Genomic DNA, 6,000 nt, shown 5'->3' with positions numbered 1-6,000 from the left:
GCCGCGAGAACGGCGTGGGGCTGTACGGCAACCTGACCGACACCCTGGAGTACCGGCTGTACGCGGTGAACAGCTTCGATGGGATTCAAACTGGTATTGACCAAGACGGAGATGGAACAGCCGATGAGAGCAAGTCCAAAATTGGTGGCGCCAACGTGCGCGACGTCCGCCAGAAGGGCGCCAAGGCCGAGGCCGACGACATCGCGCTCATCGGCCGGCTGGACTGGAACCCGATGAACGGCGTGCAGCTCGGCGGCTCCGTCTTCAGCGGCGACCTGGGCCAGGACAAGGAGCTGTTCGACACTAACGGCACCTCGCTGGGCAAGCCGGACGTGCACATGAACCTCTACGAGGTGCGCGCCCAGTACAAGCGCCACGGCCTGTGGCTGCGCGGCATGTTCGCCCAGGCCCAGATCGACGATAATGAGAAGCTGTCCCAGTCCCTTGGTAACAGCGGTCAAAACGGGGTGAGCGACACCATGACCGGCTGGTACGTGGAGGCCGGCTACGACATCATGCCGTTCGTCGCCGACCGCCCCGAGCAGTCCCTGTACCCCTGGGCCCGCTACAGTGCCCTGGACACCAACTCCGACGTGCCTTCCGGCTACACCGAAGATCCGGCACAGGATCGCACCGTCACCGAGGTGGGCCTGCACTACATGCCTCACCCCAACGTGGTGGTCAAGGCCGAGTACAAGGACTGGAGCAGCGAGGCCGATGCCGAGGCCGACAACAACCAGGAGGAGTACCTGGTCGGAATCGGTTACAATTTCTGACCCGCACCGCCCTCTAGAGTACGGGTAATCATCGCACGCCCGGGGAACTTCCCCGGGCGTGCGCCTTGTTTGGGGAGACACCATGATTTCCGGAACCAACGCATCCGGCCGGTTCTGGCTCGGCCTCGCCGCGGCATTGCTCGTGACCGGGGTCGCCGGGGCCAAGACGCTCATGAGCAAGGAAGAGGCCCTGGATTGGGGCTTCCCGGAGGCCGACCGGGTGAGCAAGGAGGTGCTGTACTTCTCCGAGGCCGAAGCGGAGCGCGTCGAGGAGCGGGCCGACGCGCCCATGGATAGCCGCCTGTTCACGGTCTACGAGGCCTACCAAGGGGGGGAGGTTTCCGGTTACGGCTTCATCGACACGCGCACCATCCGCTCCAAGCCGGCCACCTTCCTGGTGGTCCTGGACCCCGACGGCAGCGTGCGCTCGGCCCGCATCCTGGCCTGGCAGGAGCCGCCCGAATACCAGCCCCCCGAGCGCTGGCTGGCCCAGTTCGAGGGCCGCGAGCTCGAGCGCAGCACCCGACTGGGCGGCACCATCCAGGCCATGAGCGGCGCCTCGCTCACCTCGCGCACCCTCACCGACGGCCTGCGGCGGGTGCTGGCCATCCACCGGGTCAAGCTGGCGGAAAAGGGCTGATCCATGCGCTTCACGGTAACCGGCGAGCAGCGCAAGAACCCCTTCCTGCGCACGGTCATCTACCTGTTCCTGGCCTACATCTTCCTGCACTGGATCAGCAACGGCGCCATGTTCTTCCTCGACATGACGCTGACCTACGATTCGGTGGTGCACTACTACCTGGGCAATCCCGAGGAATTCCGGGAGCCGCGCAGCTACGCCGGCATGCTCGAGGTCGCCCACTTCCACCTGTTCGCCATGGGCATCCTGGTACTGACCCTGGTCCACCTCATGCTGTTCGCGCCCCTGTCGGACCGCGCCAAGCAGCTCGGCGTCTGGACGCCGTTCGCCTTCGCCGTGGCCAACGAAGCCGCCGGCTGGCTGGTGCGCTTCGCGGCCGAAGGGTTCGCCTACCTCAAGCTGGTCACCTTCATCGGCCTGGAGCTAAGCCTGCTGTGGGTCATGGGGGTAACCCTGTGGTCCATGATCACCCAGCAGCGGGGCGGCTACCGGATCTCCACTTCCAACGGGGGTTAGGGGGCCGGCGACTGGCTGACCGCAGAGGCGCGGAAGGCACAGAGAAGGCAGCAGAGAACTGGAGGGGAGCCGACTGTAGAAGCAACCATGTGGGAGGGGCCACTGGCCCCGACGCCTTTGCTAGCTAAGTCGGGGCTGCTAGCCCCTCCCACGGGGAGTATTAAGTAGTTAAGCTTTTAAATAATTGGCTATCCGCCTCATACAGGGAGGGTGCTTGGGGGAGGGGCTAGCAGCCCCGACTTGGGTTCGGAGCCCCTTCCTGTCGCGGCCAATGGCCGCTCCCACAGGATTCGATCCCGATTTCCGGCACCCTTCCTGACCGAACCGGATAGCCATATAAAACTCAACCACCCCCTTCCTTGCCCTTCCTCAGCTCCGCAGCTTGTACCCGGTGTGCAGCAGGCGCAGACAGGCCGCCGAAAATAGTACCAGAAAGCCGATCACGAAGCCGAAGCTGTAGGTGAGGGAGACATCGGAGTGGCCGATGAATCCGGCGCGGAAGCCGTCGATCATGTAGAAGAAGGGGTTGAGGTGGGAGACCCCGCGCCAGAACGCGGGCAGGTCGTTGATGGAGTAGAACACCCCGGACAAAAACGATAGCGGCACCACGAAGAAGTTGGTGAAGGCGGCGATCTGATCGAACTTCTCAGCCCAGATACCGGCGATCAGGCCGAAGGCGGCCATCACCGAGCTGGCCAGGAAGGCAAAGCCCAGGATCGCCCCGATGTTGTTCAGGTTCAGGTCCACGAAGAAGATGGCCACGATGTAGACGCTGATGCCCACCAGCACGCCGCGGATGGCGGCGGCCAGAACGAAGGCGAGGTAGAACTCCAGGCTCGACAGCGGCGGCATCAGGATGAAGATGATGTTGCCGGTGACCTTGGACTGGATCAGGCTCGACGAGCTGTTGGCGAAGGCGTTCTGGATGATGGCCATCATCATCAGCCCCGGGACCAGGAACTCGGTGTAGCTCACCCCGGGGTAGACGTTGACCCGGTCCTCCAGGACGTAGCTGAAGATGAGCAGGTACAGCAGGGTGGTGACCATGGGCGAGAACACCGTCTGCACCCCCACCTTCCAGAAGCGCATGATCTCCTTCTTGAAGAGGGTGTAGAAGCCGATGACGTTGAATTCCATTACGTCACCTCTTCGGGGGCCAGCTGCTCCCCGGTGAGATCCAGGAAAATGTCCTCCAGGGAGGGGCTGCGGGTCTGGAGGTCGCTGATGGTCAGCCCCGCCTCCTGAAGCTGGTTGAGCAGGGCCACGGGGGACTGTTCCTCGCGGTTGAACTGAAGCCGCATCCAGCCGCCATCGCGCTCCATCAGGAACGGGGTGACGCTGGCCGGAATCTCAGCCTCGGGATCGGCGAGCTCCACCTCCATGGAGCGGCGGGTGTCGCGATGGAGCAGGGCCTCCTTGGAATCCAGGGCCTGGACCTGGCCGTGGTGGATGATGGCGATGCGATCGCAGAGCTCCTCGGCCTCCTCCAGGTAGTGGGTGGTCAGCACCACCGTCATGCCCTCGCGGTTGAGGCGCTGGGCGAACCGCCACAGGCCCTGGCGCAGCTCCACGTCCACCCCGGCGGTGGGCTCGTCGAGGATGGCGATGGGCGGCTTGTGGGCCAGCGCCTGGGCGATCAGGACCCGGCGCTTCATGCCGCCGGAGAGCTGGCGCAGGTTGGAATCGCGCTTGTCGTCGAGGTCCAGGGCCTTGAGCAGCTCGCTGATCCAGGCGTCGTTGCCGCGGACCCCGAAGTAGCCCGCCTGGTTGCCCACCACCTCCTCTACGGTGAAGAAGGGGTCGTACACCAGCTCCTGGGGCACCACGCCGATGTTGCGACGGGCATGGCGGTAATCGGCCACCGTATCGTGGCCCAGCACCTGGACCCGGCCGCTGTCTGGGCGGGTCAGGCCGGCGATGGTATTGATCAGGGTGGACTTGCCGGCGCCGTTGGGCCCGAGCAGGCCGAAGAACTCGCCCTGCTGGATGGTAAGATCGATGCCCTTGAGGGCCTCGAGCTTGCCGTAGCTCTTGCGGATGCCCTGTATGTCCAGCGCCGGCTGGGCGGTGCCGGTGGTATCGGATGCAGCGCGGTTCATGCGGGCATTCCCTTGTGCGACGTTTGGGCTTTCCCGGGGCCGGGCTCACGCGGGAGCCGCCGAGGAGGCGGGCCCATCCGGTTGCGGGAGCGCGAGGAATCCGAGTAGGGTTGCGCCGCCGGGGCCGGCTGCCGGCCCCGCGGCGATTTAATGCGGACGAACGGGGAAGTGATCCACCAAAAGGAGGCGGATAATGGCACGGACGGTCTATTGCGTGAAGCTGGGCAAGGAGGCCGAGGGCCTCGATGCCCCGCCCTTCCCCTCCGAGCTGGGCCAGCGTATCTACAACAACGTCTCCAAGGAGGCGTGGCAGCAGTGGCTTGCCCATCAGACCATGCTGGTCAACGAGATGCGCCTAAACATGATGGACCCCCAGGCCCAGAAGTACCTCCAGCAGCAGATGGAGGCATTCTTCTTCGGCGAAGGGGCCGAGACGCCGGAGGGCTATGTCCCGCCCGAGGAGTAGATCCGGCGATAGGTCCGGCTTCAGCCGGACACCTTTACCTACCTTCGGGCAAACGTAAGGCCATCGGGACCTTCGTGTCCGCCTAAAGGCGAACCTACGCCGGCCTACCGGTCGCCCTGCCCCACCCAGTCCCGCGGCTGCAGGAAGTTCGCCACCAGGTCGGCCTCCGCGCTGCCCGGCTGGGGATGGTGGTCGTAGCGCCAGGAGGCCAGCGGCGGCATGGACATCAGGATACTCTCGGTGCGGCCGCCGCTCTGCAGCCCGAACAGGGTGCCCCGGTCGTAGACCAGATTGAACTCTACGTAGCGTCCCCGCCGGACCAGCTGCCAGTCGCGCTCGCGCTCGCCGAAGGCGGTGTCACGGCGGCGCTCGACGATAGGCTGGTAGGCCTCCAGGAAGGCGTCGCCAACGGCCTGGGTGAAGCCGAAGGTCTGGTCCCAGCCATCGGCCAGGTCGTCGAAGAAGATGCCGCCCACACCGCGCATCTCGCCGCGGTGCTTGATGGTGAAGTAGTCGTCGCACCATGCCTTGAACCGGGGATAATAGCCCGGATCGAAGCGGTCGCAGGCATCTTTCAGGGTACGGTGGAAATGGACGGCGTCCTCGGTGAAGCCGTAGTAGGGCGTCAGGTCGGCGCCGCCGCCGAACCACCAGGCGGTCTCGGCATCGAAGTAGCGCACGTTCATGTGCACCGTGGGCACATACGGGCTGCGCGGGTGCAGCACCAGCGACACCCCGGTGGCGGTGAAGGGCTGGCCCGCCAGGTCGGGCCGGCGAGCGCTGGCCGATTCGGGCAGCTCCTCGCCGTGAACGGCGGAGAAGTTGACGCCGCCGCGCTCGATCAGGGCGCCCTCCTCCATCACCCGGGTGCGACCGCCGCCGCCGTCGGGGCGGTCCCAGCTGTCCTCGCGGAAGGTGGCGCCGCCGTCCAGGGCCTCCAGGCCGGCGCATATGCGGTCCTGGAGGTCACGCATGTAGGCCTGGACCTGCTCGGTGCGCTGCTGGCGCTGTGGACTCAAACCGGCCTCCTGAACGATGGGCGCCCTGCCACGGGCAGAGGCGCGATTTAGGGTACAATGGGGGGCCCTATCGGCCCCGAACCGGCGTGGCCCCCGGAAGCGGGCCACGGCGACCAAGCTGAAAGCGCTCAACCCGCCCCTGTGCCACAGAGGCCCAGCCAAAGGAGCTCCGCACCCTATGTCGGACAACGATCGCCCCAGTGCCGCCGAGTGGGCGCGACGCGCCGAGGAGGACCTCGCCAGCCTAACCGATGACCTGCGCTTCGTGGTCGAGGAGATCCTGGAGCCCCTCGTCCAGAGCCAGAGCCAACGGCAATGGGACGAGGACGCCCGGGTCATCTACGAGGCCGCCGGTCGTCTGGGCCGGTCCGGCAACATCGCCGCCGAGATCGGCGGCATCTGGGAACACCTCCAGGCCGAGCTCCAGCGCGGCGAGGACTCGGGGGCGGACTCCGGCGGCAACGGCCTGACCCACTAGGTCCCG

At 65.8% G+C, this 6,000-nt stretch carries 7 protein-coding genes and 1 pseudogene; 5 read left to right on the top strand and 3 right to left on the bottom strand.

The annotated features are described in order from the left end of the window. From V5A19_RS08425 to V5A19_RS08415, 3 genes and pseudogenes are all read left to right on the top strand, one after another. Nucleotides 1–776: pseudogene (locus V5A19_RS08425) on the top strand (hypothetical protein); the annotation flags it as partial. 82 nt (nucleotides 777–858) lie between these two features. Further along, on the top strand, nucleotides 859–1,416 hold the full coding sequence (locus V5A19_RS08420) for an FMN-binding protein (protein WP_332318764.1): 558 nt from the start codon (nucleotides 859–861) through the stop codon (nucleotides 1,414–1,416). A 3-nt stretch (nucleotides 1,417–1,419) separates the two neighbouring features. Next, complete coding sequence (locus tag V5A19_RS08415) at nucleotides 1,420–1,932, top strand: hypothetical protein (protein ID WP_332318765.1); 513 nt, start codon at nucleotides 1,420–1,422, stop codon at nucleotides 1,930–1,932. 369 nt (nucleotides 1,933–2,301) lie between these two features. Here V5A19_RS08415 and V5A19_RS08410 read toward each other — a convergent pair whose 3' ends face one another. Together V5A19_RS08410 and V5A19_RS08405 are read right to left on the bottom strand one after the other, a co-directional pair. After that, a complete protein-coding gene (locus V5A19_RS08410; RefSeq protein WP_332318766.1) occupies nucleotides 2,302–3,069 on the bottom strand; it encodes an ABC transporter permease in 768 nt (255 codons plus the stop codon). After that, nucleotides 3,069–4,031, bottom strand: a complete 963-nt coding sequence (locus tag V5A19_RS08405) for an ABC transporter ATP-binding protein (RefSeq protein WP_332318767.1) — start codon at nucleotides 4,029–4,031, stop codon at nucleotides 3,069–3,071. The genes V5A19_RS08410 and V5A19_RS08405 overlap by 1 nt, the downstream gene beginning before the upstream one ends. Before the next feature lie 193 nt (nucleotides 4,032–4,224). On the opposite strand from V5A19_RS08405, the gene V5A19_RS08400 reads away from it, so the two are divergent. Next, nucleotides 4,225–4,497 carry an oxidative damage protection protein gene (locus tag V5A19_RS08400; protein WP_332318768.1) on the top strand — a complete coding sequence of 91 codons (273 nt, stop codon included), beginning with the start codon at nucleotides 4,225–4,227 and terminating at the stop codon, nucleotides 4,495–4,497. Nucleotides 4,498–4,601: 104 nt separating this feature from the next. Here the strand turns inward: V5A19_RS08400 and hemF are convergent, their stop codons facing one another. Beyond that, nucleotides 4,602–5,516, bottom strand: coding sequence for an oxygen-dependent coproporphyrinogen oxidase (hemF, locus tag V5A19_RS08395; RefSeq protein WP_332318769.1), 915 nt, complete (start codon nucleotides 5,514–5,516; stop codon nucleotides 4,602–4,604). 178 nt (nucleotides 5,517–5,694) lie between these two features. Here hemF and V5A19_RS08390 point away from each other — a divergent pair, with 178 nt between their 5' ends. Continuing rightward, the gene (locus tag V5A19_RS08390) at nucleotides 5,695–5,994 is read left to right on the top strand and encodes a hypothetical protein (RefSeq protein WP_332318770.1); all 300 of its coding nucleotides are present in this window, start codon (nucleotides 5,695–5,697) and stop codon (nucleotides 5,992–5,994) included. Nucleotides 5,995–6,000: the final 6 nt, after the last annotated feature.

Origin of the sequence: Thiohalorhabdus sp., assembly GCF_036628635.1 — a bacterium.
Classification (GTDB): Bacteria; Pseudomonadota; Gammaproteobacteria; order Thiohalorhabdales; family Thiohalorhabdaceae; genus Thiohalorhabdus.
The sequence above is the reverse complement of the archived record's forward strand: the minus strand, read 5'-3'. Positions and strand labels throughout refer to the sequence as shown.